Here is a 22,856-nt window from a genome sequence, read left to right as displayed (position 1 = left end):
CAATTCATGATTAATGAATATCGACCTCTTGAAATCGGCTTTCACACTAACGGTTTAAGCGCTTCATGCGGTACTTTTCTTCGTGGCGGGCTTGTCTCATATTAAAGGGCGACTCTCTCAAGCACTTAAGGACCGACTTCGATGAATACTGACAATGCGCCGAAGGGCATGCTGACATTGCGCGTTCCGGCCATGCCCAAGGATGCGAATGCGGCGTTCGATATTTTCGGCGGCTGGGTGATGGCGCAGATGGACTCCGCATCCGGCATTCGTGCTGCAGAACGCGCCAAGGGCCGCGTGGTGACGGCAGCGGTTCGTGAAATGTCCTTTGCCAAGCCGGTGAAGATCGGTGACGCGCTCTGCGTCTATACCGAGATTACGCGGGTTGGGCGCAGCTCGATCACGCTGCGGGTGGAAGCCTGGGCACAGCGTTACCTGACCCAGCAGATGGATCTCGTGACCCATGGCGAATTCGTCATGGTTTCTCTGGATGAAAACGGCAAGCCGACGCCGGTGCCGCCGGAGGAATAAAGTATCGTCAAGCCCGGCATTGCGCCGGGCTTATTTAGAGCGGTTCCGGTTAAAACCGGTGGTTGGAACCGCTCTATCTATTTGTTTTCACGCATTATCCTACGCAAAACCGCTTCGTACTTTTACTGGAAATGCTCTATTTACAAGCGCGATAGCCGCTGCGACGCTGCATCAGGTCGAAATGGAAGTGATCGGCATGTTCCGGGTTATAGCCGGGGCCGAGAACTGTCGAGAAATAGCCGCACGCATCGGAGCGAACGCTGTTGAGCAGGCCCTTTTCGCGAAAGGCGAAGAAGCCCGGCTTGCGCACCATGATGTTCTTGCCGTTGTTCAGCACGATCTTGGTGACATCGATGGCGTTGCCGCGTGAATGTTCCGACATTTTCGCGCCGCGACGGCTGTTCATGGTGCGGCAGGAATAGCCCCCGGCATTATAGATCGTGCTCACGCCGGACAGATAGCGCATACGCGAGGCAGGTTGCAGGTCGCCTTTGATCCAGCGGGCAAAGGCCTCGGTCACCTGACAGTTCAGCGTTGCCGCCGGTTTGAACGCGATGGAGCCGCTGTTGAAGCCGGACACCTCGATGGGATTTGCGATCTGGCAGGCACTGCTGCGATAGATCGGCGGTTTTTCCTTGAAGACGACGCCGAGCCGTTTCAGGCGCGTGCGGCAGGCGGTTTCCGCATTGGACATCGTATAGATGTTTTCGGCTGCTGTTACCGGATTTTGAATCGGGGCTGAGAAGCCATAGTCGCCGGAATATTGCGGCTGGCTCTGCTGCGTGGATTGCGTGACGTGGTTCTCTTCCTCCTCGGCAAGCCCGACGATGCGTTCTTGCTGTGGCTCCTGCATGACGGGTGCGTCTACAACCGGGGCAGCATTTGCAATCGGTGCATCGGGAACCATCACGTCGGAATTGCCGACACTGGCCTGCGGGCGCGGAGCGCTTTCACCGGAACAACCGGCGATGATTGCCAGCAGGGCGAGGGATAATGACGGGGCCAGACCTCGCAACCGGGAGCGCTGGCGGCTGACTGGAGCGGTGGCGGACAACGCAGAACTCATGTCCATACCTTTTCTTCAGGAGACCAGACCGATGGCGTTCCACGAATATTAGCTTGGAAGCGTAAAGGAAGAGTCAGCGCTCGCGTTAAGTGCTGTGGCGTAATCAGGGCAGCGACCAGAGCATAATCCGGCCGGAGTGAAACGCGCTCCAGCGCGCAGGATTGGCAAAATGCCGCCTTTGTTCTATCACCATGCAGCGGTTTCGGGCCATGCCGCCGACAACATCCTCCCGGTCCCTGAAGTCATTTCCATGTCAGCACTGATTTCGCCGAGCGTCCTGCCGATCCTGCTTCTCATCGGCTCGAACGTTTTCATGACATTCGCCTGGTACGGGCATCTGAAATTCACCAGCACGCCACTCGTCACCGTCATTTTCATCAGCTGGGGCATCGCTCTGATCGAATACTGCCTCGCGGTTCCGGCCAACCGCATCGGGCACGAGGTCTATTCAGCGGCGCAGCTCAAGACCATTCAGGAAGTCATCACGCTGGTGATCTTCAGCCTGTTCTCGGTGTTCTACCTCAAGGAAGCCTTTACATGGCACCATCTGCTGGGCTTTGCGTTCATAGCAGGCGGCGCGGCCCTGATTTTCAAAGGCTGACCGGGTTACTCGGCAGGTTCGGTGGCGGGTATAAGCGCCGCCTTGCGTTTCCAGAACATGGGAATGAGTTCCACCGCCATCATGGCGGCGAAGATCAGTCCGCAGCCGATAAAGCCTATGAAGGTCACCCGCTCGCCGAGGAAGAGTGCACCGAACAGGGCCGCAAAAAGCGCTTCCGACGACAGGAAGATCGCGGCCTGTGCGGAAGTCGTATAGCGCTGTCCTATGGCCTGCAAGGTGAAGGCAATGCCGGACGAGAAGACGCCGGTGAAAAGAATTTCCTTCCAGGTGAGTGCGATGGCGGTCCAGTTGAAGTCTTCGATCATGGACGCGATCGCAAGTCCTGCGAAGGCACTGGTTGCGAACTGGATGCAGCTCAGCGTTATCGGTCGCCCTGCGCGGTTTGCCCTGCTGATCAGGACCACCTGCAAGGCCCAGAAGACCGCGCCGCAAATGACCAGCCAGTCACCTTGCTTGAGCGCAGTCAACGTTCCGCCGGAAAGCAGGAATATGCCTGCCAGACATGCCGCCGCACTCGGCCAGACGACAGGATGCGGCCAAGTGCGAAACAGGACGACGCCAAGCACTGGCACCATGACGACATAGAGCCCGGTCAGAAAACCGGCATTGGTGACGGATGTGGTGATGAGCCCGATCTGCTGGAGAACAAGCCCGGTGAACAGGCTCAGTCCGATGAACATGAAGAAGAGATAGTTCGAGCGGCTCAGGCTGGTCTTCGCCCGACGGCCCTCGGCTACGGCCCATGGCAGGACAGTAAGGGCGGCGATTGCCGAGCGGATACCGATGAACAGAAACGGGCCGATACTGGCCATTGCCGTCGATTGGGCGACGAAACCCATGCCCCAGATGACGCCTGCCAGAAGCAGCAGCATATTGGCCTGTACGCGCGTCATCATTACCTCGGTTCGGGATATGTCATTGCAGAAAGAGAAACCGGACGCTTTTCAGCCTTTCCCGGTCGTCATGCTATAGGCAATATTATGGGCAGGCGGCAAGGGAACTTCCGATTCTGCGACATTCATGCATAGTCTGATTATAATTAGAGCGATTTCTTACTGACGGAGTGTTTTATGCTCTCTTTAAATCGTCAATCCGCTGTTGTGGCATTGATTGCCACAACACTGCTGTTTCTGGCGGGCGGGGAATCGCAGGCTGCTTTCAAGAAGGTTCGCGACACGCTGGTTCTGTGCGATTTCGCGCAAAACTGCACTTTGACCCTTACGCCGGTAGCAAGCGATGGTGCGCCGGGGCTTGGCATCTTTCGCAGCAGCCAGTCAGGCTCGAAGCCGCTACTCCGGCTTTCCTATGTCGATCCATCGCAGAAAACTGGCAAGTTGGAGATTTCCATCGACGGTCAAACACTGCTCGATGTCGATGTCTCGGCTTTGAAGGCGCAGGACGATCAGCTGGATTATACGGGCGATATGGTCAAGGCGCTCGACGGGATGAAGAACGGTCAGAAACTGCAGCTGAAATTTGCCGGAAAGACCTCGACCTATTCGCTTTCGGGCCTTGTCGGCGGGCTGATCTATGTGGACGAACAGCAATCGCGCGACGGAACTGTCGAGGCATTGCAGGTCAAGGGCAGCAAACCGGCGCCTGTTCCGCCACAGCTCAAGCTGATCGAAACGATCGAGCAGATACCGGCTGACATCCGCAAGGATTTTTCCGACGAGGCGGCGGTCTGTGGCGGGGCAAGCCCCGGCACGTTCCGCAATGCAGGCGGTTTCGAGACGAAGATTGCCGATGGCCTCGATCTTATCGGCCTGCCATGCGGATCGCCGGGCGCCTACAATCAGCCTTATGCCTTCTACAGCCGCTACGAAAACAAGACTGTGCCGATCTCGCTACCGACCATTTCCGACGATGGCCCGACTGTGACCGACACGGCATGGAACATCGACTGGGCCCAGAAAACCTTGACGCTGACGGCCTTCTTCAAGGGGAGAGGGCTTGGAGATTGCGGCATTTACGATGTCTGGAAAGCTACTGACAGCGGCGAGGGCCGGGTGCGTTTCGTTCTGGTGCAGGAACGTTCAAAAGGCGATTGCGATGGCAATTATGCCGGAGGCCCGGAGAAGTGGCCCGCGAGCTGGCCGGTTAACGCGCAATAGGTGCCGCTTAAGGGCACAGTTGACAGAGACATATTTTTCCGCGTGAAATGGTTGATGGAAATGCTATAGTTCTGTGAACGGCTATTCGAACGGTTCCGAGGCGGATGTTTCGGTGACCGTTTTCTTTTTGTGTGTCGGAGGCTGGTTGGCCTTCGAAAAGCGCCTCGCACTATCCAAGCATTGCGCGAGGTGAGGCGGGCAAATCAAGATGCCGGTGCGTGCAGGACCTCGGGGAGAGGTGAGTACCGGACGAAGGAAAGGACTGGGTATGGAAAAGTTCCCTATGACCCCTGGCGGTTTCGAAAAGCTCAAGGAAGAGCTGCGCTGGCGTCAGCAATCGGAGCGCCCTCGGATTATTGAGGCGATCGCCGAAGCACGTGCGCATGGCGATCTGTCGGAAAATGCCGAATATCATGCTGCGAAAGAAGCCCAGAGCCTGAATGAAGGTCGTATCAACGAACTGGAAGATCTGGTCGCGCGCGCCGAGATTATCGATGTCTCGAAGCTGTCGGGTGACCGCATCAAGTTCGGTGCCACCGTCACCATGATTGATGAGGATACGGAAGAAGAGAAGGTCTACCAGATCGTCGGCGATCAGGAAGCCGATGTGAAGGAAGGCCGCATCTCCATTTCATCGCCGATTGCGCGTGCGCTGATCGGCAAGGGCGAAGGCGATACGATTGAAGTCAACGCACCGGGCGGCTCGCGTTCCTATGAAATCGTCGGTTTGAAGTTCGTCTGATTTCCGTGTCCGTGCATAAGCCAGATTCCGGACCGGTTCGGGTTCAGGACGTTGAGGTGGTGGCGCCGAATTTCAAGCGCCGCCTCTCCGGTGTCACATCGACAATCGTTCAGCTGATCCCCTTGCAGCGCGCAAAGGGGTTGAACATTGCGACGATGGGGCCGGGCCTGCCGGATACGCTTCCGCATCTGGGATGGAGCGCTCTTTGGTCCTTCTGGTCAAAGCCAGCTACGAAACCGTTCCGCATCTGGCATGCGCGGCGCAATATTGAAATGCTCGCCGGTATTTTCATGCGCGATGTGCTGCGCATGAAACTGAGGCTGATCTTTACCTCAGCTGCACAGCGAGACCACAAGCCGTTTACCAAATGGCTCATCCGCCGCATGAATGCGGTGATTGCAACGAGTGGTCGCTCGGGAAGCTTTCTCGAAGTCCCGCATCAGGTCATCATGCATGGGGTGGATCTGCAGCGTTTCCATCCGCCTGTCGGCGATGAGGACAGTTTCGCGGCGTCGGGTCTGCCCGGAAAATATGCTGTCGGTTGCTTCGGTCGCGTGCGTTCCTCCAAGGGAACAGACCTTTTCGTCGATGCGATGATTGCGCTGTTGCCGCAATATCCGGGCTGGACGGCCATTATCACCGGACGCACGACTGCAGAACACCAGTCTTTCGAGGATGCGCTGAAGGCGAAGATCGCCGCTGCCGGTTTGCAGGACCGTATCCTCATTCTGGGGGAAGTGCCGGATATCCGCGTCTGGTATCGCCGCCTGACGCTTTATGTTGCGCCTTCGCGCAATGAAGGTTTCGGGCTGACACCGCTTGAAGCCATGGCGTCGCAAACGGCAGTCGTTGCCAGCGATGCGGGTGCCTATGCGGAAATGATCGTGGAAGGCACCGGAACATCGGTTGCGGCCGGTGACGGAGATGCCCTGCGCAAGGCTATCGAACCTTATCTGGCAGATCCGGCTCTGGCGGAACGCGATGGCGAGAATGCTCTCAGGCATGTTCGCGCGACTTTTCCGCTCGAAAAGGAAGCAGCTGCCATCAGCGCTGTCTACGAGCGCGTATTCGCCGGGACGTAACAAGTAATGACAGGGCGCTGCAATGCTGACGCATCACGCCCTGAAAATGCTCAATCACCGCACGGGCTTAACCAGGTCTTGATGAGGCAAGCTCATCCAGACCTGGTATAATTCCCGGCGCAAACCGTCGAAATATCAGAGAATCATCAGCGGTTCGTCCTTGACCGGACGAATGGTCAGCGCGGTGCGCACGGAATCCACATTGGGAGCGGCGGTCAGTTCCTCGATCACGAAGGTCTGGAACGTGTTGAGATCGCGCGCGACGCAATGGAGCAGGAAATCGGACTCGCCCGAAACCATCCAGGCGCGGCGTACCAGAGGCCACTGCTTGGATTTCTCGGCAAAAGCCTTGAGGTCGGCATCTGCCTGGCGATGGAGGCCAACCGAACAGAAAGCGACCAAATCCTGTCCAAGGGAATTGCCATTCAGAATGGCCCGATAGCCCCGGATAACGCCGCTTTCTTCCAGCTTGCGCACACGGCGCAGGCAGGGCGGAGCCGAAATACCGACGCGTTCGGCCAGCTCGACATTGGTGATGCGCCCGTTATTCTGGAGCTCCCGAAGGATTTTCCAATCGATTTCATCCAGATCGGCCTTGATCGGCATGCGTAACTCCGCGCGCAAGGAAATTTCATTCCGGGGTAATTATAGAACATTCGTCGCCATCGTGGCGCAATCTAATCCTGCTCATATCAAATGAAACGGGCGGATGTAAACTGCCTAACGTTCTGTCAACGCACCCAAAAAGTGCGAGTGAACAGGATATACACGGTAACGAGCTCCAGACGCCCTGCCAGCATCAGGAAGGAAAGGACCCACAATGCCGGGTCGTGAATGGTGGAAAAGTTGCCGACGGGGCCAATGGTGTCGCCAAAGCCGGGGCCGATATTGGAGAGGGCAGTCAACGCGCCAGTGAAGGCCGACACGAAGTCGAGGCCCAGTGAAGCAAGCAGCACCGCGCCTATAATCAGCGAGGCGCAGTAGAGGAACAGGTAGAGAAGCACGTTCTGTGCGATTTCGCCGGAAACTTCCGAGCTGCCGTAGCGGATCTTGATGACAGCATGTGGCATGATGAGCCGGGCAAGATTGGCGCGCGTCAAGCTCCAAAGGATGATGAGACGGTTCATCTTGATGCCGCCTGATGTAGACCCGGCGCAGCCACCCAGAAATGAAGCGAGAAAGAAAATTCCAATCGCCGGTGGTCCCCACAGGAAATAATCTTCCGTGGCATAGCCTGTTGTCGTCATGACCGAGACAAAATGAAACGAAGCCGAGATCAGCGCGTCGCCGAAAGGCACATCGGACCCAAGTCGCAGAACCACCGCGAGTGCAAAGCTGAAGCTGATTGCGATCGTGAAGAACAGTTTCACCTGCGGGTCGACAAGCGATTCCATGCGGCGTGGCATGAAGGCCTTGATATAGAGCACGAAGGGCAGGGCCGAGAGGGCCATGAAGATCGTGGACACGACCAGGAGCGGGCGGTTTCCCTGATAAAAGCCGATGGAGCTGTCGTGAGTGGAAAAGCCTGCTGTCGCAATCGTCGTGAAGCCGTGGTTGATGGCGTCGAACATGCTCATGCCGACGGCAAAATAAGCAATGATGCAGGCGGCGGTCAGGCTGAGATAGGCCAGCACGATGCCGAGCGCGATCTGGTTCATGCGCGGGAGAATTTTTTCCGACTTGTCGGAATTCTCCATATGGAAGAGCGCCAACCCGCCCGCCCGCAGGGACGGCAGCATCAGCAGAGCCAAGCCGATAAAGCCGATACCCCCGATCCAGCAGAGAAGCGAGCGCCACAAAAGAATGCCGCGCTGCATGTTGTCGAGCCCGGTCAGCGCGGTCGCGCCGGTTGACGTGACGCCCGACATGGCCTCGAAGAAGGCCGTCGCATAGCTGATCGGCAAATGCGAGAAATAAAGCGGTATCGAACCCAGAAAACTCGCTGTCAGCCAGAGGCACGCCGTCAGCAGAAAGCCAAGGCGCGGGGTGAAGCGCATCGTCTGGTTCTGGGTGGCCAGCAGAATCAAGGCTGAGAGCGCGCCGGTTGCCGCAGCTGAACGTACAAAGATCAGCCAGTCGTCACTCCCATCGCGCAGGTCGATTGCTGCAGGCAGAAGCATGGCTACCGCCATGAGGAGGCCGAAACGCGCACAGATATTGGCGACTGTCTTATAAATGGCGGACGGCTCCGAGGTTGGGCAAATTTTCCATTGTTTAGCGTGAGATCGATCCACCCGCAATGCGCTGGCTGTCAAAGGCTTTGCTTAAAGGTCACAAGCTGTGGCTAAAGCACAGCAAATCCCTGTGGAACCTTGCAAACATTGAGGGGCAGACCTACCTTGGCCATAATGTCGGGGCATTGGCCAAACAGGCGCGAAAGCGATTCTGGTGAGCCGGAACCCGCCGCTTTAAATCGATTTTAGAGTACCCCCGAAGTGTGGAACATTTTGGACAAGGTACATGTGAAAACAAACATGTGGAGCGCTGATCTGGATCAATCAGATCAAGACGTTCCGGGACCGGAGAGAACTTCATGTCACAGCGTCACGCGCCAGTCATAGTCATCGGCTCAGGTCCTGCTGGTTATACCGCTGCGATTTATGCTGCTCGCGCCATGCTGAAACCACTCATCATTGCCGGTCTCCAGCAGGGTGGTCAGCTTATGATCACCACCGATGTGGAAAATTATCCGGGCTACGCCGATCCGGTGCAGGGGCCATGGATGATGGAACAGATGGCAAAGCAAGCGGAAAATGTCGGCTCCGAAATCGTCCATGACATTATTACCGAGGTTGAAACCACGGTGCGTCCTTTCCGCCTGAAGGGTGATTCCGGCACGATCTATACCTGCGATGCCCTGATTATCGCCACGGGTGCGCAGGCCAAGTGGCTTGGCCTCGACAGCGAGCAGACCTTCATGGGCGGTGGCGTTTCTGCTTGCGCGACCTGTGACGGTTTCTTCTATCGCGGCAAGGATGTGGTCGTTGTCGGCGGTGGCAATACCGCTGTTGAGGAAGCGCTTTATCTTTCCCATATCGCCAAGAGCGTGACGGTCGTGCATCGCCGCGATGGCTTCCGTGCAGAGAAGATCATGCAGGATCGTCTGCTTTCGCGCCAGAACGTCTCGGTGGTCTGGAACAGCGTGATCGATGAAATCCTTGGCACCGAGGCAAAGCCGCCGATGGGCGCAACTGTGACCGGCGTACGCCTCAAGAATGTCGTGACGGGCGAGACGCAGGAACTCGACACGCACGGTGTTTTTGTCGCTATCGGCCACGCACCTGCGGTTTCTTTGTTCGAGGGCAAGCTCAAGCAGAAGCCGAACGGCTATCTGTGGACTGCACCCGATTCGACGGCTACCGACGTTCCGGGCATTTTTGCTGCGGGCGACGTCACGGACGATATTTATCGGCAGGCTGTGACTGCCGCCGGTTTGGGTTGCATGGCTGCTCTGGAAGCCGAGCGCTGGCTTGCCGCACAGGAACCGCTGCACGAAGCTGCGGAGTAAAGCATTTCCAAGCCAAAAGTGTGAGGCGGTTTTGCGTAAGGTGAATGCGGTGAAAACAATGAGAGGGGATAATCGTGGTCGCTCCGCTCGACTGGGATAAACTGCGCATTTTTCATGCTGCGGCTGAGGCTGGGTCGTTCACCCACGCAGCCCAGACATTGCATCTGTCGCAATCGGCTATCTCGCGTCAGGTGAGCGCGCTGGAGCAGGATGTCGGCGTCCCGCTGTTTCATCGTCATGCCCGCGGGCTCATTTTGACGGAGCAGGGCGAAACGCTTTATCGCACGGCGCATGACGTGCTGATGAAACTTGAAAACGTTCGCTCGAAGCTTGCCGAGAGCAAGGAAAAGCCGACAGGCCGTCTCCGCGTGACGACGACTGTTGGTCTTGGCTCCGGCTGGCTGATCGAGCGGATTCAGGAATTCGTCGAGCTTTATCCCGATATCCAGCTGCAGTTGATCCTCGACAATGAGGAACTGGACCTGACGATGCGTCATGCGGATTGTGCCATCCGGTTGCGGCAACCGCAGCAGCCAGACCTGATTCAGCGTCGGCTGTTCACAGTGCATATGCATGTCTATGCGTCGGCTGGTTATGTTTCGAAATATGGCAAGCTGAATTCGATCGATGAGATCGATCAGCATCGTGTCGTGACTTTCGGTGAACCGGCGCCAAGCTATCTGACAGGCCTAAACTGGCTGGAGATTGCCGGGCGTGCCGATGGTAGCACGCGCATTCCCGCGTTGCAGGTGAACAATCTGCTGTCGATCCGTCGCGCTGTGCAGCGTGGCGTCGGCATCGCCGTTCTGCCTGACTATATGGCCGACAAGGAATCCGGGCTGGTGCAACTTCTGCCGGAACTGGAAGAAATACCGTCCTTTGATACGTTCTTCTGCTATCCGGAAGCCTTGAAGAACTCTGCGAAACTGCACGCTTTCCGCGACTTCCTGTTCTCGAAGGCCCGCAACTGGACCTATTAATCGTATCTTACTGTTCATAAAAAAAGGCCGCGCTGATCGCTAGCGCGGCCTTTTTGCTTATGGCGATGGCTGGTTATTTGCGTGGCAGCAGGCGCTGCACTTCCTTGGACGCATCGGCAAGGGCGTCTTCCGGCGTGGCGGATTGCTCGACGACGCGCGAAAGATTGTCCACGATGGTTTGCGTCACCTTCACGCCGTTCGAACCCGGGAAAGCATACCACGGGATCATCAGTGACATCTGGCTGAGACCGGCTTTGAACAGCGGATTTTCCGCGTAGAATTTGCCGAGATATTCGTCGGACTTTGCAGCCAGTTCGTTGTTCGGCACATAGCCGGTGCCGGGAACGACAACGGAAGCGCCGTAAGGGCCGGCAGCGAACTTGGCGAATTTCCATGCCGCATCCTGCTTGGCCTGATCTTCTGTCAGGATAACAACGGCATTGCCGCCGGTTGGCAGGCGACCCTTTTCAGCATTGATAAGAGGAATTTTCGCGGTACGAAGATCGAACTTGTCGCCGACATTCTTGATCGTGTTGCGCAGCGCGCCAGTCGTCTGGAACGAGAAGCCGACTTTGCCAGCCGCGAAAGCCTGCTCACCCGCTGCCTTGGTCAGAACCGGCATGCCGCCTTCCTTCACCATGCGGTCGACCAGCTTGAAGGCTTCGAGCCCTTCCGGTCCGTCGAAGGCGACCTTCTTCTCGTCTTCGGTCAGCATGGTACCGCCTGCGCCGAACAGAAGCGCCGAGAACATCCAGTCGTCGCCCTGCCAGCGGAAATCAATGCCTTCATTGCCGTTGCCAAGCGCCTTGATCTTGCCGCCGAGCTCGATCACTTCATCCCAGGTGGTTGGAGGCGTGTCGGGATTGCCGCCTGCAGCCTTAACCAGATCGGCATTGTAATACATGATCGGGTTGGAGGTCGCGAAAGCAAGACCAACCTGACGGTCGCCAACGCGGGCGAGGCTCAGCAGGTGATCAGTGAAGCCCTGTGCTTCCATGTCGGTTTCTTTTTCGACCAGCGGCTTCATGTCGACGCCGATGTTGCGCTCGGCCAATACGCGCAGGCGGTTCAAACCAGTGAAGGTGATGTCCGGCATTTCCGACGTTCCGGCCTGACGCATGATCGTCTGGATGCCTTCTTCGTAGGTTGCCGAGGGGCTGACGAAGTTGATCTTGATGTCCGGATTTTCTGCCATGAACTTTCCAGAGATGTCAGCCATGACATCCTTGAAAAAGCCTGGCATCGGATAGTGCACATTCAGCGTCGTTTCGGCAAAGGCGGGCGAGCCGAGGCCTGTTGCCATAGCCAGAGCGGCGAGTGCACCGGAAAAGCGTTTCATGTTTGAACTCCTGTGGAGGATGGGAGGGAAGAATTCAGCCCTTGAGGCCGGTGAGGGTGATGCCTTCGATGAAGCGGCGCTGGGCGGCAAGAAACGCAAGCAGCAGCGGCAGCGTGATGATGAGGGTTGCCGCCATCAAGGCCCCATAATCGTCACCTGCTTCCGCAGCGCGAAAATAGAGGAGACCCAATGGTGGCGTGGCGCGCTCCATGCCGTTGATGACGATCAGCGGCCAAAACAGATCGTTCCAGTGCGCAACTACCGAGAAGATCGAGAAGGCGGTGATGGCGGGCCAGGCATTGGGTACGATCACCCGCATGACGATGCCTGCCTCTGACATGCCGTCGAGACGCGCGGCGCTGATGAGATCATCCGGCATGGCGCGGAAGAACTGCAGAAACAGGAATATGCCGAAGACCGAGATGAAGAACGGAGCACTGAGAGCAAAATAGCTGTTGAGCACGCCGAGCTGATTGAAGCCGACATAGAAGGGCAATGCGGTGGCATGGATCGGCACGAGCAGGCCGAGCATGACCATCATCATCATAGTGCGCTGGCCGCGGAAATTGAGCTTTGCCATGGCATAGGCGCAGGGAATGGCGACCACGACCTGAATGACCAGAATGAGCGCGCAGACGACTACGCCGTTGAACAGCAAGAGCCCCATCGGCACACGGCTGAATGCCTTGGCAAGGTTATCCAGGAGTGCCCAGTTGTGCGGGATCAGCGACAGGGAGGACGAGAAAATATCCTGCTGCGACTTTGCTGCCGTCGACAGCATGAAGATATAGGGCGCGAGAAAAAGCAGGGCACCCAGTGAAAGAATGCCAAGACGGAAAGAACGAGCCAATGTCATCCGGGTTTCCTCAGTAATGGGTGCGGCGGTCCAGCACGCGGAACTGCAACATCATCAGGATCACCAGAACCGCGAGAAAGATCACCGTCATTGCCGAGGCATAACGACGCGCAGATAGACGAAGCCTTCCTGATAGATGGTCCAGAGCAGGACTTCCGATGCCTTGTTCGGGCCGCCTTCGGTCAGCGTCTTGACCGTCTCAAACACCTTCACGGCATTGATGATGCTGATCGTCGTGACGAAAAGCGTGGTGGGTCCGAGCAGGGGCCACGTGACCAGCCGGAAGCGTTCCCAGCTGTTTTTCACGCCGTCCACTTCGGCTGCGGAATAGAGTTCTCGCGGAATGGCGGTGAGCCCGGCCAGAAACAGCACCATGTTGAAGCCGACGCTCTGCCATACGCCGATCATCGCAAGGCTGGTCAGAACCGTGTCGCTGGAACCAAGCCAATTGGGACCGGCAATACCGATCATGCCCAGCATGGCATTGACGGGGCCGAGTGTCGGATGCAGCAGATATTGCCAGACGGTTGCCATGGCGACGAGGAGCGAAGCGACCGGCAGGAAATAGACCGTGCGGAAGAAGGATTTGCCGCGAACTTCGCCTTCGATGAGGAGGGCCACGCCAAGGCCGAGAAAGACGGAGGCCGGTGCCACGATCGCGGTATAGATGGCGGTGTTCTTCAGCGAGACCAGAAACGTCCGGTCGCTGAAGAGTTCGGCGTAGTTTTCCAGTCCGATGAATTCGAAACCGTCATAGCCAAGCTCGAAATTGGTCAGGCTCCAGAAAATGACGGCGGCTGTCGGCAGGAGGATCAGCAGCACCGTCAGAACGATGGCCGGAGCTGCGAGTTTCCAGGCCAGCCGTTCTTCGCGGCGGCGGGCTTCATCAGCCGCAGTGCGCGCGCTGGTGGCCGCAGGGCCGGATAGCGTAAAATCAGACATGAGCGGCAGCCTTTGCCGGCGATGCAGGTTTGACGATGTTCCCGGCGGGCTGGCGCAGGCGCAAACCATCTTCTCCGAAGAGGTGGGCGTGGCTGGCATCGAAATGCAGGCCCACCGGCAGGCCGACGACAATGTCACGGGCTTGTTCGGGTGTGAGCTTCACAGTGAGATCTTGTGAGGCGCCGGGAGCCTTGAGATAGACCAGTACTTCCGAGCCGAGAAATTCGATCCGCGATACCGTGCCCGCAATGCCAGTCTTGTCATGCGGCTTGAGCTGAAAATGCTCAGGACGAATGCCGATGCGGATATTAGTGCCGGAATGGGCGGCGACGTCCTGCAGGATGGGGCGACCGGCAAAATGCACCATGCCGTTATCGCTGACCAATGCTTCCAGAATATTGATGCGCGGCGTGCCGATGAACTGTGCGACCTCGATATGGCGCGGATCGTTATAGATTGCGGTTGGCGTGTCGATCTGCAGCAGTTTTCCGCCCATCATCACAGCAACGCGGTCGGCCATGCTGAGCGCTTCAGCCTGGTCGTGGGTCACATAGATAGTCGGGACATCGGCGCGGCGATGCAATTCGACGATTTCCGCACGAGTGTGAACACGCAGATTGGCATCGAGGTTCGACAATGGTTCATCCATCAGGAATGCACCGGGCTGGCGGACGAGCGCACGGGCAAGGGCCACGCGCTGGCGCTGGCCGCCGGACATCTGGCCCGGCTTGCGGTCGAGCAGGTGGTCGATCTTGAGGCTTGTTGCGGTTGCCCTGACCTGCTTCTGGATGGCGGCGCGCTTCCTGCGCTGGCCGGGAATGAAAGCGCCGATCATTGGCAGGCGTTCCACGGCGGTCAGATCACGCATTGCAAGCGGCACCGCGATGTTCTGCGCTGTCGTCAGGTGGGGATAGAGCGCGTAGGACTGGAACACCATGGCGATGTTGCGGTCGGCAGGGTGGGCGCCGGTTATGTTACGCCCTGCCAACTCCACGCTTCCTTCATCCGCATGGTCGAGACCAGCCAGAATACGTAAAAGCGTGCTCTTTCCGCAGCCTGACGGGCCGACGAGGGCGATGAATTCGCCTTCTGCTGCTTCGATGGAAATGCCATCGAGAATGCGATTGCCCCCGTAGGATTTGCCGATGTCGCGAAGGACGAGCGTGCTCACTGGCTTGCCTCCTCAGCGACTTTCTCGCCGTCGCCAGCGTGGTGTGGATAGACTTCATGCACCACGTCATCGATGACATAGGGCGTCAGCTCATCAATGCGGACGATGCTGCTTGTGGCGACTTCATCGAGATCGTGAATGGCGGCTCCGAGGATACGTTCGCCGGGGAGGTCGCGTTCCATCGGCCCGACGATGAAGGCTGCGGCAGGCGCCCAGACATAATTCGTACCGAAGGCGTCGCCCGACCATGCACGATGCAGGTGGCCGCTGGCATGAAGCTGAACATTATACTGAGCGAAGAGATCATAAAGACGTTGGCGCGGGGCAGGGCGAATGCCCCAGTAGCCGCTGTCGCCTTCATCCGGATCGTCCACGAAGAGCGGCTTGTGGGCGAAGACGGCGACGGGCTTGCCATCGCTGTTCTTCAATTCGTCTTCGAGCCACTGGAACTGTTCCGCTTCTTCGGCTTCACCGGAGCCGATGACGAGACTGTTGAGGCCGATGATGCGCCAGCTGCCGAAATTTTCCGCCCAGCGGTCCGGACCGATATGACGACGCCAGCGCATCAGGCGCTGCGGATTGACCGGCTGGTGGCTCTCGGGAAGATGGCCGATATCGTGATTGCCCGGAAGACTGAGAACGCGCACTGGAAGCTCGTTCAGGCAGGCGCGGCAGAACAGAAGGTCAGCCTCTACGTCTGCGCCATCGACGGTCAGGTCGCCGGTGTGAATGACGAGATCGGGCTTTTGCTGATCGATCCAGGCAACGAGTGGTTCCCAGTTGCGATTGAAGTGCGGCTTAATGGGGCTGAGGTGGGTATCTGTAATCTGAACGATCCGCACGGCTACGATCCTTCTCGGGTCTGTCTATTGTCGCAGCACTTTTCGCGCGCTGCACATCCGCCGGGCGCGTCATGCGCGGCGTCTTGCCGGGGCTTTTAGGCGCGTTGTGTGACAGGCCCGCTGCATAGCCGTGACAGTTGCATGACATCTGCTTTGAGCGACTCAGAAAGGGCGATTTGCCAAATTTGGAGGCATCGTTGTTTTGCCGATGCTCATGCTTTAGGCGGCTAATTTGCACATTATAATATTACGAAGTAATTCAATTTGCTGTAAGCTTTTGTTTTTAAATAAGTTTCTTGCTTAATCTAGTCATGCGTAAAATGCATAGCTGCATTGCGCTAAAGTCGCATTGCAAAAACAATGGGCAACAGGCATATAAAGATCATCTCAGCGCTGCGTTTCCTCCTCCCATTTGCGCAGGCTGAGTGTTCCCCTCTGGAGGTTTGCCTCAAAGGCACCTTCAAAACTCAAAGCCAGACATTTGTCTGGCTTTTTTTTTGGCTTTTTGCCAAGCCGCCTCTTTTTGTCAAAAATACAGAAACGAAAAAGGGGCCTTTCGGCCCCTTCGTTATTCTATTTTGTTTTGTTTAGCGCAGGCTGGCACAGAAGCGCTGGATGCGCGTGCAGGCTTCTTCGAGAAGCGCGTCTGACGTTGCATAGGAAATGCGGAAATTTGGTCCAAGACCGAAAGCCGAACCGTGAACGACGGCGACGCCTTCTGCTTCCAGCAGTTCGGTGACGAAGTCTTCGTCGCTTTCGATGACCTTACCGGCTTCCGTCTTCTTGCCGATGAGGTCAGCACAGGACGGATAGACGTAGAACGCACCTTCCGGTGTCGGGCACTTGATGCCTTTGGCCTGATTGAGCATCGACACGACCAGATCGCGACGGGCCTGGAAGATTTTCTTGTTTTCCGGAATGAAATCCTGCGTGCCGTTGAGTGCTTCGACTGCGGCCCACTGTGCGATGGAGCAGGCGCCCGAGGTCTGCTGACCCTGCACCATATCCATGGCCTTGATGAGCTGCAGCGGTCCTGCCGCATAGCCGATACGCCAGCCGGTCATGGCATAGGCCTTCGACACGCCGTTCATGGTGAGCGTGCGGTCGTAAAGCGAAGGCTCGACCTGAGCAGGCGTCGTGAAGACGAAATCGCCATAGACCAGATGCTCATACATGTCGTCGGTCAGGATCCAGACATGCGGATGACGAACCAGAACGTCGGTCAGGGCCTTGAGTTCCGCTTCCGTGTAAGCCGCGCCGGTCGGGTTCGACGGCGAGTTGAAGATCAGCCACTTGGTCTTGGGTGTGATGGCCTTTTCCAGATCGGCGGCGGTCAGTTTGAAATTGTCTTCGATCTTCGTGTTGATGAAAACCGGGTTGCCGCCGTTGATCGCTACCATTTCAGGATAGCTGACCCAGTAGGGGGCAGGTACGATGACTTCATCGCCGGGGTTCAGCGTCGCCATAAAGGCGTTGAACAGTATCTGCTTGCCGCCAGTGCCGACGATGACCTGTTCCGGCTTGTAGTCGAGACCGTTTTCACGCTTGAACTTGGCAACGATGGCCTGACGCAGTTCAGGAATACCGGCAACGGGCGTGTACTTCGTTTCACCGCGATTGATCGCGTCGATGGCAGCCTGCTTGATATTCGTGGGCGTGTCGAAGTCGGGCTCGCCCGCACCGAGACCAATCACGTCCTTGCCCTTGGCTTTCAGCTCACGTGCTTTCTGGCTGACCGCGATGGTCGCAGATGGCTTTACACGAGAAAGGGCGTCGGCGAGAAATGCCATGATAGATCTCCATAGATGGCAGGCTCTGTTAACCGGCACCGGGCGCGTCCGGTTTTGCGGATTTTCTATGTCCCATCGGCGCAGGAAGCGCAACAGAAGGATTGTGATTTCATCGGCAATTGCTGGATTTCGCAAAAATGTGTTGCCGAAACGAACAGATCCATCAGTAATGCTGACATATTAACGCAACGAAACTGATCGGACCGGGCGATATTTGGCGTCATCCTGCCAGGAGGTCTCGCAAGCTGCGTGTGGCCATTACTTTATAGGCCTCTATCAGCGTCATGCTTTCCTCTTCCGAAACGTCGACGGCGATGCGCATGGTGGATTCGCCAAAATGCATCAGGAGGAAAGCAGTCTCGTCCAGTTGTGCGGACACCTTGCCGGGGGCAATCCGGCGGATCGTATCAGCAAGCAACTGACCATTCTGCCTGCTTTCGGCAATTTCCAGTTTTGACAGGGACTTGTCGGTCTGCGTGGCCGACCAGATGTCGCACATTGCCGGTTCCTGACGCATCAGTGCCAGATATTCATCGATCAATGCATTGAACGCGACAATCAGCTCATCGGCAGAATGGGCCGCTGCAAGACCTTCCTCGATGCACTGGCGCGATTGGGCATTGCAGCTTTCAAACAGGTAGCGGATCAGGGCGCTTTTATCGGGAAAATACTGATAGAGCGCGCCAATCGAGATGCCGGCCTGCTGGGCGATCTCACTCATCTTGAGACTGTCGCTGCCTTTGGCGGCGATCAGCGCCGTGGCGCATTCAGCAATGCGACGAATCTTTTCCTGCGCCCGGCTCTGGCTGGGGGTGCGGCGCAGGATCGGTGCACTGGTTGTTTCTGTTTCCGTGGCGGAATTCTGCTTCATGACGGACTCACATTTTTCGCTCTTGACAGAATATGAGAGTTGCTCACATATTGCAAATATGAGGGTTACTCATATTTTGGGAGACGGAAGATGAATACACATCGTAATGATCGTTATCTGGTGATTGGCGCCAATGGCAAAACCGGCAGGCGTGTCGCTGAGAGGTTGTGGGAGAAGGGGGTGTCCGTGCGTTCTGTGTCGCGGAGCACCGAGGTTCCCTTTGACTGGGCCAACCAATCCACCTGGGCTGCCGCGCTTGACGGCATCGACAGTGCCTATGTGTCATACCAGCCGGATCTGGCCCTGCCGGGTGCCGTTGATGCCATTCGCGCATTTCTTTTGGCGGCAAAGAAGGCGGATGTGAAGCATGTCGTGCTTCTGTCCGGGCGAGGTGAGGAGGAGGCGGAAATTGCGGAAAAGGTTCTGCAGGATTCCGGGCTGGACTGGACCGTGTTGCGCGCCAGCTGGTTCATGCAGAATTTCAGCGAAAACTACATGCGGGACGAACTGCTTTCAGGTTCGCTGACCTTACCCGTCGGGCCGACGAAAGAACCCTTCATTGATGTTGACGATATTGCCGATGTCGCCGTTGCTGCCCTCACCGAAACGGGACATCGCAACAAGCTCTATGAACTCACCGGCTCGGAACTGTTCAGCTTCAGCGATGCAGTAAGCGAGATTGCCAGGGCGACAGACAAAAACTTGTCGTTCAATCCGGTCTCATACGCCGATTATGAGGCGGCGCTGCGCGAGCAGGCCTTGCCGGAAGATGTCATCACGCTTTTGCGCTATCTTTTCGTCGAGCTTTTCGATGGCCGCAATGCCAGTGTGGCACATGGTGTGGAGGAAGCTCTCGGGCGCAAGCCGCGCCGGTTTGCAGATTTTGCGCGCAAGGCTGCCATTGAAGGCACATGGGAGGGACAATCATGACGATGAGTTTTCAACTACTTGTTCTGCTGACGGCATGGGGGAGCGCGATTACAGGCGGCATCTTCTATGCGTTCTCAAGTTTCGTGATGGCCGCGCTGGCACGCATTCCGGCCAATGCGGGCATAACGGCGATGCAGTCGATCAATATCACCGTTATCAACGGAACGTTCTTTGCCGCCTTTTTCGGCACGGCATTGCTGTGTCTGGTGATTATCGTACTGGGATTGATGGGCTTTGGAAGCTTGTCGAAATGGGCGGTGATCGGCGCTGCCGTCTATCTTGTCGGCACTATTGGCGTCACGATGGCTTTGAATGTGCCGCTGAACAACCAGCTCGCGGCGATGGATGCCAGTGCCGCCGCGTCGGCCGATGTCTGGCTTACTTATGTGCGCGACTGGACCCTATGGAATCACGTCCGCACCATTGCTGCGCTGATTGCGGCCCTGATTCTGGGCGCGAGCGCGCTGGCAAGGGTGTGAGCAGAAAAGCGGACAAACAAAAAAGGCGGGTCCGAGGACCCGCCTTTTCTCTGCCTTACGGCAAAACTTATGCTGCGACGAGGTTGTCGGCAGACGAACGGCCCGAACGACGGTCCTGTACGATTTCGTACGAAACCTTCTGACCTTCATCGAGCGTGGCCAGACCAGCGCGCTGAACGGCGGAAATGTGGACGAATACGTCCGTGCCGCCCTGATCAGGCTGAATGAAGCCGAAGCCCTTGGTCGTGTTGAACCACTTAACTGTTCCCGTAGCCATGGGAAATTCCTTTGTAACATTAGTAGTAGAGTAGTCCGTATGCTTCGCACACGTCCCTGTGAATCGAATTTATGGACAGGAGATCGTCAGGAAGCACGGCGGGCCGCACGGGTCGCAAAGTCACTTGACCGAAAAATCGATGCGCTAACTATATGCGACAAATTTGACCAATACAAGACAGCTAAAATTGTCAGCTAAAAACTGATTTTACTGAGGCTTTTTGCCATTCCGAGCCCGAGCCGGTTTTGCGCGCTCAATCGGTCGAGCCAGAACAGCCGGAACAGAATCGGGGCGCTTCCGTCGCAGGGCGACATTTCATAGTGATCCCAGGTTTCAGGTACGGCGTTTCTCAATCGCAGATGAAAGCAGTGGCGGCGGTGAGGCTCTGTCTGCCCCTGTTCGGGATAGTCATAATCGACGGTTTCGAGATGGATCATGCCATCGTCATAGACGAGGCCGGTTTCCTCGGCGAATTCGCGATAGGCGGCGGCGAGAATGTCTTCTCCCGCATCGACCGTGCCGCCCGGCACCTGAAGCGGCGTTTCAGGAAAATCCGGTTCTTCAAAAACCAGAAGCCGGTCGTTCCATGTCGCGTAAATGAGTACTTTGTCGGTGGGTTGGATTGTAACGGTCATGGACTTTTCCGGCAGGGTTAGCGTTCAGACCATAATTGCAACGAATGATTTGCGGTAAAACCCGCATATTGTTGTGGGTCATCGCAGCTGGCGCGCGCGAAAAGCGTGTGCTCTCCTATCTTTGACTTCCACGTGACGTAGATATTCAGCATGTTGCAAACATATCTGCAAAATTGAGCGGGCGGATGGGCAGCGAGGCAGGACATGACGTCTGAACCAGACAAGGACAAGACGAAGCGGAGTGCGCCCAAGAAAGAGCGCCGCCGCAAAAAACCCAGGCGCAGTGTCTCGGAGCGCCTTCGCAAGAGTTCGGCCAAGCTGATTGGTGGTTCTCCGTCACGCGACGGAACCGATCTTTTTTCCCAAGTCTCGATGATGGTGGGAGCCTTTATGGTCTCGCCGGTGCGCAACACGCTGATTGCGCTCGGGACCGGTATTTTCGTTCTCATCGTGCTGATCGCCATCGGACAGGTTGCCATCAATCGCTGGAACGAACCCTTCTACGATGCGCTTGCGCGCAAGGATTTGCAGGCTTTCTTCCATCAGCTGATGGTTTTCTTCGGGATTGCGGGCAGCTTGCTTGTGCTCAACGTATCGCAAACCTGGCTCAACCAGATGTTCAAGCTCAAGATGCGTGAAGGACTGGCGCGCGATCTCGTGGGGCAATGGCTGGTGCCGGGTCGGGCATTTCGTCTCGCCAATGCCGGCGAGATCGGCATCAATCCCGATCAGCGTCTGCATGAGGATGCACGTCACTTTGCAGAAATGTCGTGCGATCTTGGGATCAACCTCCTCCAGTCGACCGTCATTCTGGTGAGCTTCGTCGGTGTCCTGTGGTCGCTCTCAAGTGGCTTTGTGTTTCATGTCGCTGGCTACAGCTTCTCCATTCCCGGCTACATGGTCTGGGCTGTCATCATCTACGCGGCCTCTGCCTCATGGCTGACATGGATCGTCGGGCGCAGTCTGGTCAATATCAACGCCAATCGCTATGCGCGTGAGGCGGATTTCCGCGCATCGTTGATGCGGGTCAACGAACATCTGGATGCCATCACCTTGTCGCGCGGCGAGGGGGATGAAAGACGTCGTCTCGATCTGGATATAGATGCGGTTCTGGCCGCAATCCGCAAGATCGTCTATGCGACCACGCGATTGACCTGGGTAACGGCCGGTTACGGCTGGCTGACAATCGTGGCGCCGATCCTCGTGGCGGCTCCGGTCTATTTCGGCGGGGGTCTGACATTTGGCGGGCTGATGATGGCCGTCGGCGCATTCTCACAGGTGCACAATGCGCTGCGCTGGTTCGTCGACAATTTCGGGGCGATTGCGGACTGGCGGGCAACGCTGCTGCGTGTCGCGAGTTTCCGTCAGGCGGTGCTGCGCATGGACGAGCTTGGTCATCTGGACCGGCAGATCGATCTTGAGACGAACGAAGATGACAGGCTGACGCTGGACGGTGTTTCCATCGCCGCCCCCGATCAGTGCCTGAAGCTCTCCCGCAAGGCTTTTTCGGTAAAACCCGGCGAGCGGGTGCTTGTGACGGGCGGGACCGAAACGCAAAGAACGCTGCTGTTCCGCGCATTGGGCGGGCTTTGGCCATGGGGCGAGGGGCGGATCGGCATGCCGGTTGGCGATGGTGTCGCCTTTATGCCGCGCGCGCCTTATTTCCCGCCGGGCAGCCTCAAGGGCGTGATCGTCTATCCGCTTGATATCAAGAAATTTTCTGAACAGGATCTGGAAAATGTCCTGCGGCGTGCCGGGCTTGAACGGCTTTCCACGAGCATGGATCGTGTTGCGCGCTGGGATCGCGTGCTGACGGACGATGAGCGCCAATGTATCGCCTTCGCCCGCCTCATATTGCAGAAACCGCAGTGGATCGTGATTGACGGTGCGCTCGATGGTCTCGACGCTGAAGCCTATGACAGGATTCGCGACATGCTGAACACCGAATTGAAGGATGCAGCCGTGATCCATCTCGGCAAGCCGCATTTGCATGACGGTCTTTTCACACAGCAGATCAATCTGGAAGACGATCCTTCAGGTAAGCCTCTGGAGCTGCCAGCCTTGAAAACAGCATGAAAA

22 protein-coding genes and 2 pseudogenes are annotated in these 22,856 nt (G+C 57.0%); 10 read left to right on the top strand and 14 right to left on the bottom strand.

What is annotated here, in order from left to right; translation table 11 throughout:
* The first annotated feature begins 141 nt into the window (after positions 1–141).
* Positions 142–531 carry an acyl-CoA thioesterase gene (locus LJ361_RS18030; protein WP_010659642.1) on the top strand — a complete coding sequence of 130 codons (390 nt, stop codon included), beginning with the start codon at positions 142–144 and terminating at the stop codon, positions 529–531.
* Positions 532–667: 136 nt separating this feature from the next.
* On the opposite strand, the gene LJ361_RS18025 is transcribed toward LJ361_RS18030, so the two are convergent.
* Positions 668–1,597: an extensin family protein gene (locus LJ361_RS18025; protein ID WP_010659643.1), complete on the bottom strand. Its 930-nt coding sequence runs from the start codon at positions 1,595–1,597 to the stop codon at positions 668–670.
* Between the two features lie 250 nt (positions 1,598–1,847).
* Between LJ361_RS18025 and LJ361_RS18020 the strand changes: the two genes are divergently transcribed.
* Entirely contained in the window at positions 1,848–2,198 is a 351-nt protein-coding gene (locus LJ361_RS18020; RefSeq protein ID WP_010659644.1) for a DMT family protein, read from the top strand.
* A gap of 5 nt (positions 2,199–2,203) precedes the next feature.
* Here LJ361_RS18020 and LJ361_RS18015 read toward each other — a convergent pair whose 3' ends face one another.
* A complete protein-coding gene (locus LJ361_RS18015) occupies positions 2,204–3,112 on the bottom strand; it encodes a DMT family transporter (RefSeq protein WP_010659645.1) in 909 nt (302 codons plus the stop codon).
* A gap of 177 nt (positions 3,113–3,289) precedes the next feature.
* On the opposite strand from LJ361_RS18015, the gene LJ361_RS18010 reads away from it, so the two are divergent.
* The 3 genes from LJ361_RS18010 to LJ361_RS18000 all read left to right on the top strand — a co-directional run bounded on the left by LJ361_RS18010 (position 3,290) and on the right by LJ361_RS18000 (position 6,157).
* A complete protein-coding gene (locus tag LJ361_RS18010) occupies positions 3,290–4,333 on the top strand; it encodes a DUF1176 domain-containing protein (RefSeq protein ID WP_010659646.1) in 1,044 nt (347 codons plus the stop codon).
* Between the two features lie 268 nt (positions 4,334–4,601).
* Positions 4,602–5,075: a transcription elongation factor GreA gene (gene greA / locus LJ361_RS18005; RefSeq protein WP_010659647.1), complete on the top strand. Its 474-nt coding sequence runs from the start codon at positions 4,602–4,604 to the stop codon at positions 5,073–5,075.
* An 11-nt stretch (positions 5,076–5,086) separates the two neighbouring features.
* The gene (locus LJ361_RS18000; RefSeq protein WP_029376058.1) at positions 5,087–6,157 is read left to right on the top strand and encodes a glycosyltransferase family 4 protein; all 1,071 of its coding nucleotides are present in this window, start codon (positions 5,087–5,089) and stop codon (positions 6,155–6,157) included.
* A 135-nt stretch (positions 6,158–6,292) separates the two neighbouring features.
* Here the strand turns inward: LJ361_RS18000 and LJ361_RS17995 are convergent, their stop codons facing one another.
* Together LJ361_RS17995 and LJ361_RS17990 are read right to left on the bottom strand one after the other, a co-directional pair.
* Entirely contained in the window at positions 6,293–6,763 is a 471-nt protein-coding gene (locus LJ361_RS17995; protein WP_010659649.1) for an Lrp/AsnC family transcriptional regulator, read from the bottom strand.
* 125 nt (positions 6,764–6,888) lie between these two features.
* A complete protein-coding gene (locus LJ361_RS17990; protein WP_029376059.1) occupies positions 6,889–8,289 on the bottom strand; it encodes a TrkH family potassium uptake protein in 1,401 nt (466 codons plus the stop codon).
* A 401-nt stretch (positions 8,290–8,690) separates the two neighbouring features.
* On the opposite strand from LJ361_RS17990, the gene trxB reads away from it, so the two are divergent.
* Positions 8,691–9,665, top strand: a complete 975-nt coding sequence (gene trxB, locus LJ361_RS17985) for a thioredoxin-disulfide reductase (RefSeq protein WP_010659651.1) — start codon at positions 8,691–8,693, stop codon at positions 9,663–9,665.
* Positions 9,666–9,739: 74 nt separating this feature from the next.
* The gene (locus tag LJ361_RS17980; RefSeq protein WP_010659652.1) at positions 9,740–10,645 is read left to right on the top strand and encodes a LysR family transcriptional regulator; all 906 of its coding nucleotides are present in this window, start codon (positions 9,740–9,742) and stop codon (positions 10,643–10,645) included.
* Between the two features lie 73 nt (positions 10,646–10,718).
* Here LJ361_RS17980 and LJ361_RS17975 read toward each other — a convergent pair whose 3' ends face one another.
* From LJ361_RS17975 to LJ361_RS17940, 8 genes and pseudogenes are all read right to left on the bottom strand, one after another.
* Positions 10,719–11,984: an ABC transporter substrate-binding protein gene (locus LJ361_RS17975; protein ID WP_010659653.1), complete on the bottom strand. Its 1,266-nt coding sequence runs from the start codon at positions 11,982–11,984 to the stop codon at positions 10,719–10,721.
* Positions 11,985–12,018: 34 nt separating this feature from the next.
* The gene (locus LJ361_RS17970) at positions 12,019–12,840 is read right to left on the bottom strand and encodes a carbohydrate ABC transporter permease (RefSeq protein ID WP_010659654.1); all 822 of its coding nucleotides are present in this window, start codon (positions 12,838–12,840) and stop codon (positions 12,019–12,021) included.
* A 10-nt stretch (positions 12,841–12,850) separates the two neighbouring features.
* A pseudogene (locus tag LJ361_RS17965) lies at positions 12,851–13,782 on the bottom strand (carbohydrate ABC transporter permease).
* Entirely contained in the window at positions 13,775–14,953 is a 1,179-nt protein-coding gene (locus LJ361_RS17960; protein WP_010659656.1) for an ABC transporter ATP-binding protein, read from the bottom strand. Before LJ361_RS17960 ends, LJ361_RS17965 begins: the two are co-directional and overlap by 8 nt.
* Positions 14,950–15,795, bottom strand: a complete 846-nt coding sequence (locus tag LJ361_RS17955; protein WP_010659657.1) for a metallophosphoesterase family protein — start codon at positions 15,793–15,795, stop codon at positions 14,950–14,952. The genes LJ361_RS17960 and LJ361_RS17955 overlap by 4 nt, the downstream gene beginning before the upstream one ends.
* A gap of 382 nt (positions 15,796–16,177) precedes the next feature.
* Positions 16,178–16,367: pseudogene (locus tag LJ361_RS17950) on the bottom strand (hypothetical protein).
* Between the two features lie 15 nt (positions 16,368–16,382).
* Complete coding sequence (locus tag LJ361_RS17945) at positions 16,383–17,585, bottom strand: pyridoxal phosphate-dependent aminotransferase (RefSeq protein ID WP_010659659.1); 1,203 nt, start codon at positions 17,583–17,585, stop codon at positions 16,383–16,385.
* A 220-nt stretch (positions 17,586–17,805) separates the two neighbouring features.
* Positions 17,806–18,456: a TetR/AcrR family transcriptional regulator gene (locus LJ361_RS17940; protein WP_010659660.1), complete on the bottom strand. Its 651-nt coding sequence runs from the start codon at positions 18,454–18,456 to the stop codon at positions 17,806–17,808.
* A gap of 90 nt (positions 18,457–18,546) precedes the next feature.
* On the opposite strand from LJ361_RS17940, the gene LJ361_RS17935 reads away from it, so the two are divergent.
* Positions 18,547–19,386 (top strand): NAD(P)H-binding protein, encoded by an 840-nt coding sequence (locus LJ361_RS17935; protein WP_010659661.1) that lies wholly within the window; start codon positions 18,547–18,549, stop codon positions 19,384–19,386.
* Positions 19,383–19,865 carry a DUF1772 domain-containing protein gene (locus LJ361_RS17930; protein WP_010659662.1) on the top strand — a complete coding sequence of 161 codons (483 nt, stop codon included), beginning with the start codon at positions 19,383–19,385 and terminating at the stop codon, positions 19,863–19,865. Before LJ361_RS17935 ends, LJ361_RS17930 begins: the two co-directional genes overlap by 4 nt.
* Before the next feature lie 67 nt (positions 19,866–19,932).
* Here the strand turns inward: LJ361_RS17930 and LJ361_RS17925 are convergent, their stop codons facing one another.
* Both LJ361_RS17925 and LJ361_RS17920 read right to left on the bottom strand, forming a co-directional pair.
* Positions 19,933–20,142 carry a cold-shock protein gene (locus LJ361_RS17925; RefSeq protein ID WP_006471898.1) on the bottom strand — a complete coding sequence of 70 codons (210 nt, stop codon included), beginning with the start codon at positions 20,140–20,142 and terminating at the stop codon, positions 19,933–19,935.
* A 194-nt stretch (positions 20,143–20,336) separates the two neighbouring features.
* The gene (locus LJ361_RS17920) at positions 20,337–20,777 is read right to left on the bottom strand and encodes an NUDIX hydrolase (RefSeq protein WP_010659663.1); all 441 of its coding nucleotides are present in this window, start codon (positions 20,775–20,777) and stop codon (positions 20,337–20,339) included.
* A 204-nt stretch (positions 20,778–20,981) separates the two neighbouring features.
* Between LJ361_RS17920 and LJ361_RS17915 the strand changes: the two genes are divergently transcribed.
* Positions 20,982–22,853: an ABC transporter ATP-binding protein/permease gene (locus LJ361_RS17915; RefSeq protein WP_010659664.1), complete on the top strand. Its 1,872-nt coding sequence runs from the start codon at positions 20,982–20,984 to the stop codon at positions 22,851–22,853.
* The last annotated feature ends 3 nt before the right edge of the window (positions 22,854–22,856 follow it).

The sequence above is a fragment of the Brucella sp. JSBI001 genome, assembly GCF_026014005.1.
Taxonomy (GTDB): domain Bacteria; phylum Pseudomonadota; class Alphaproteobacteria; order Rhizobiales; family Rhizobiaceae; genus Brucella; species Brucella anthropi.
The sequence above is the reverse complement of the archived record's forward strand: the minus strand, read 5'-3'. Positions and strand labels throughout refer to the sequence as shown.

Coding starts and splice junctions, on each gene's coding strand:
- LJ361_RS18030 (WP_010659642.1), top strand. CDS start 142: ATGAATACTGACAATGCGCCGAAGGGCATGCTGACATTGCGCGTTCCG.
- LJ361_RS18025 (WP_010659643.1), bottom strand. CDS start 1,597: ATGAGTTCTGCGTTGTCCGCCACCGCTCCAGTCAGCCGCCAGCGCTCC.
- LJ361_RS18020 (WP_010659644.1), top strand. CDS start 1,848: ATGTCAGCACTGATTTCGCCGAGCGTCCTGCCGATCCTGCTTCTCATC.
- LJ361_RS18015 (WP_010659645.1), bottom strand. CDS start 3,112: ATGACGCGCGTACAGGCCAATATGCTGCTGCTTCTGGCAGGCGTCATC.
- LJ361_RS18010 (WP_010659646.1), top strand. CDS start 3,290: ATGCTCTCTTTAAATCGTCAATCCGCTGTTGTGGCATTGATTGCCACA.
- greA (WP_010659647.1), top strand. CDS start 4,602: ATGGAAAAGTTCCCTATGACCCCTGGCGGTTTCGAAAAGCTCAAGGAA.
- LJ361_RS17995 (WP_010659649.1), bottom strand. CDS start 6,763: ATGCCGATCAAGGCCGATCTGGATGAAATCGATTGGAAAATCCTTCGG.
- LJ361_RS17990 (WP_029376059.1), bottom strand. CDS start 8,289: ATGGCGGTAGCCATGCTTCTGCCTGCAGCAATCGACCTGCGCGATGGG.
- trxB (WP_010659651.1), top strand. CDS start 8,691: ATGTCACAGCGTCACGCGCCAGTCATAGTCATCGGCTCAGGTCCTGCT.
- LJ361_RS17975 (WP_010659653.1), bottom strand. CDS start 11,984: ATGAAACGCTTTTCCGGTGCACTCGCCGCTCTGGCTATGGCAACAGGC.
- LJ361_RS17970 (WP_010659654.1), bottom strand. CDS start 12,840: ATGACATTGGCTCGTTCTTTCCGTCTTGGCATTCTTTCACTGGGTGCC.
- LJ361_RS17945 (WP_010659659.1), bottom strand. CDS start 17,585: ATGGCATTTCTCGCCGACGCCCTTTCTCGTGTAAAGCCATCTGCGACC.
- LJ361_RS17940 (WP_010659660.1), bottom strand. CDS start 18,456: ATGAAGCAGAATTCCGCCACGGAAACAGAAACAACCAGTGCACCGATC.
- LJ361_RS17935 (WP_010659661.1), top strand. CDS start 18,547: ATGAATACACATCGTAATGATCGTTATCTGGTGATTGGCGCCAATGGC.
- LJ361_RS17930 (WP_010659662.1), top strand. CDS start 19,383: ATGACGATGAGTTTTCAACTACTTGTTCTGCTGACGGCATGGGGGAGC.
- LJ361_RS17925 (WP_006471898.1), bottom strand. CDS start 20,142: ATGGCTACGGGAACAGTTAAGTGGTTCAACACGACCAAGGGCTTCGGC.
- LJ361_RS17920 (WP_010659663.1), bottom strand. CDS start 20,777: ATGACCGTTACAATCCAACCCACCGACAAAGTACTCATTTACGCGACA.
- LJ361_RS17915 (WP_010659664.1), top strand. CDS start 20,982: ATGACGTCTGAACCAGACAAGGACAAGACGAAGCGGAGTGCGCCCAAG.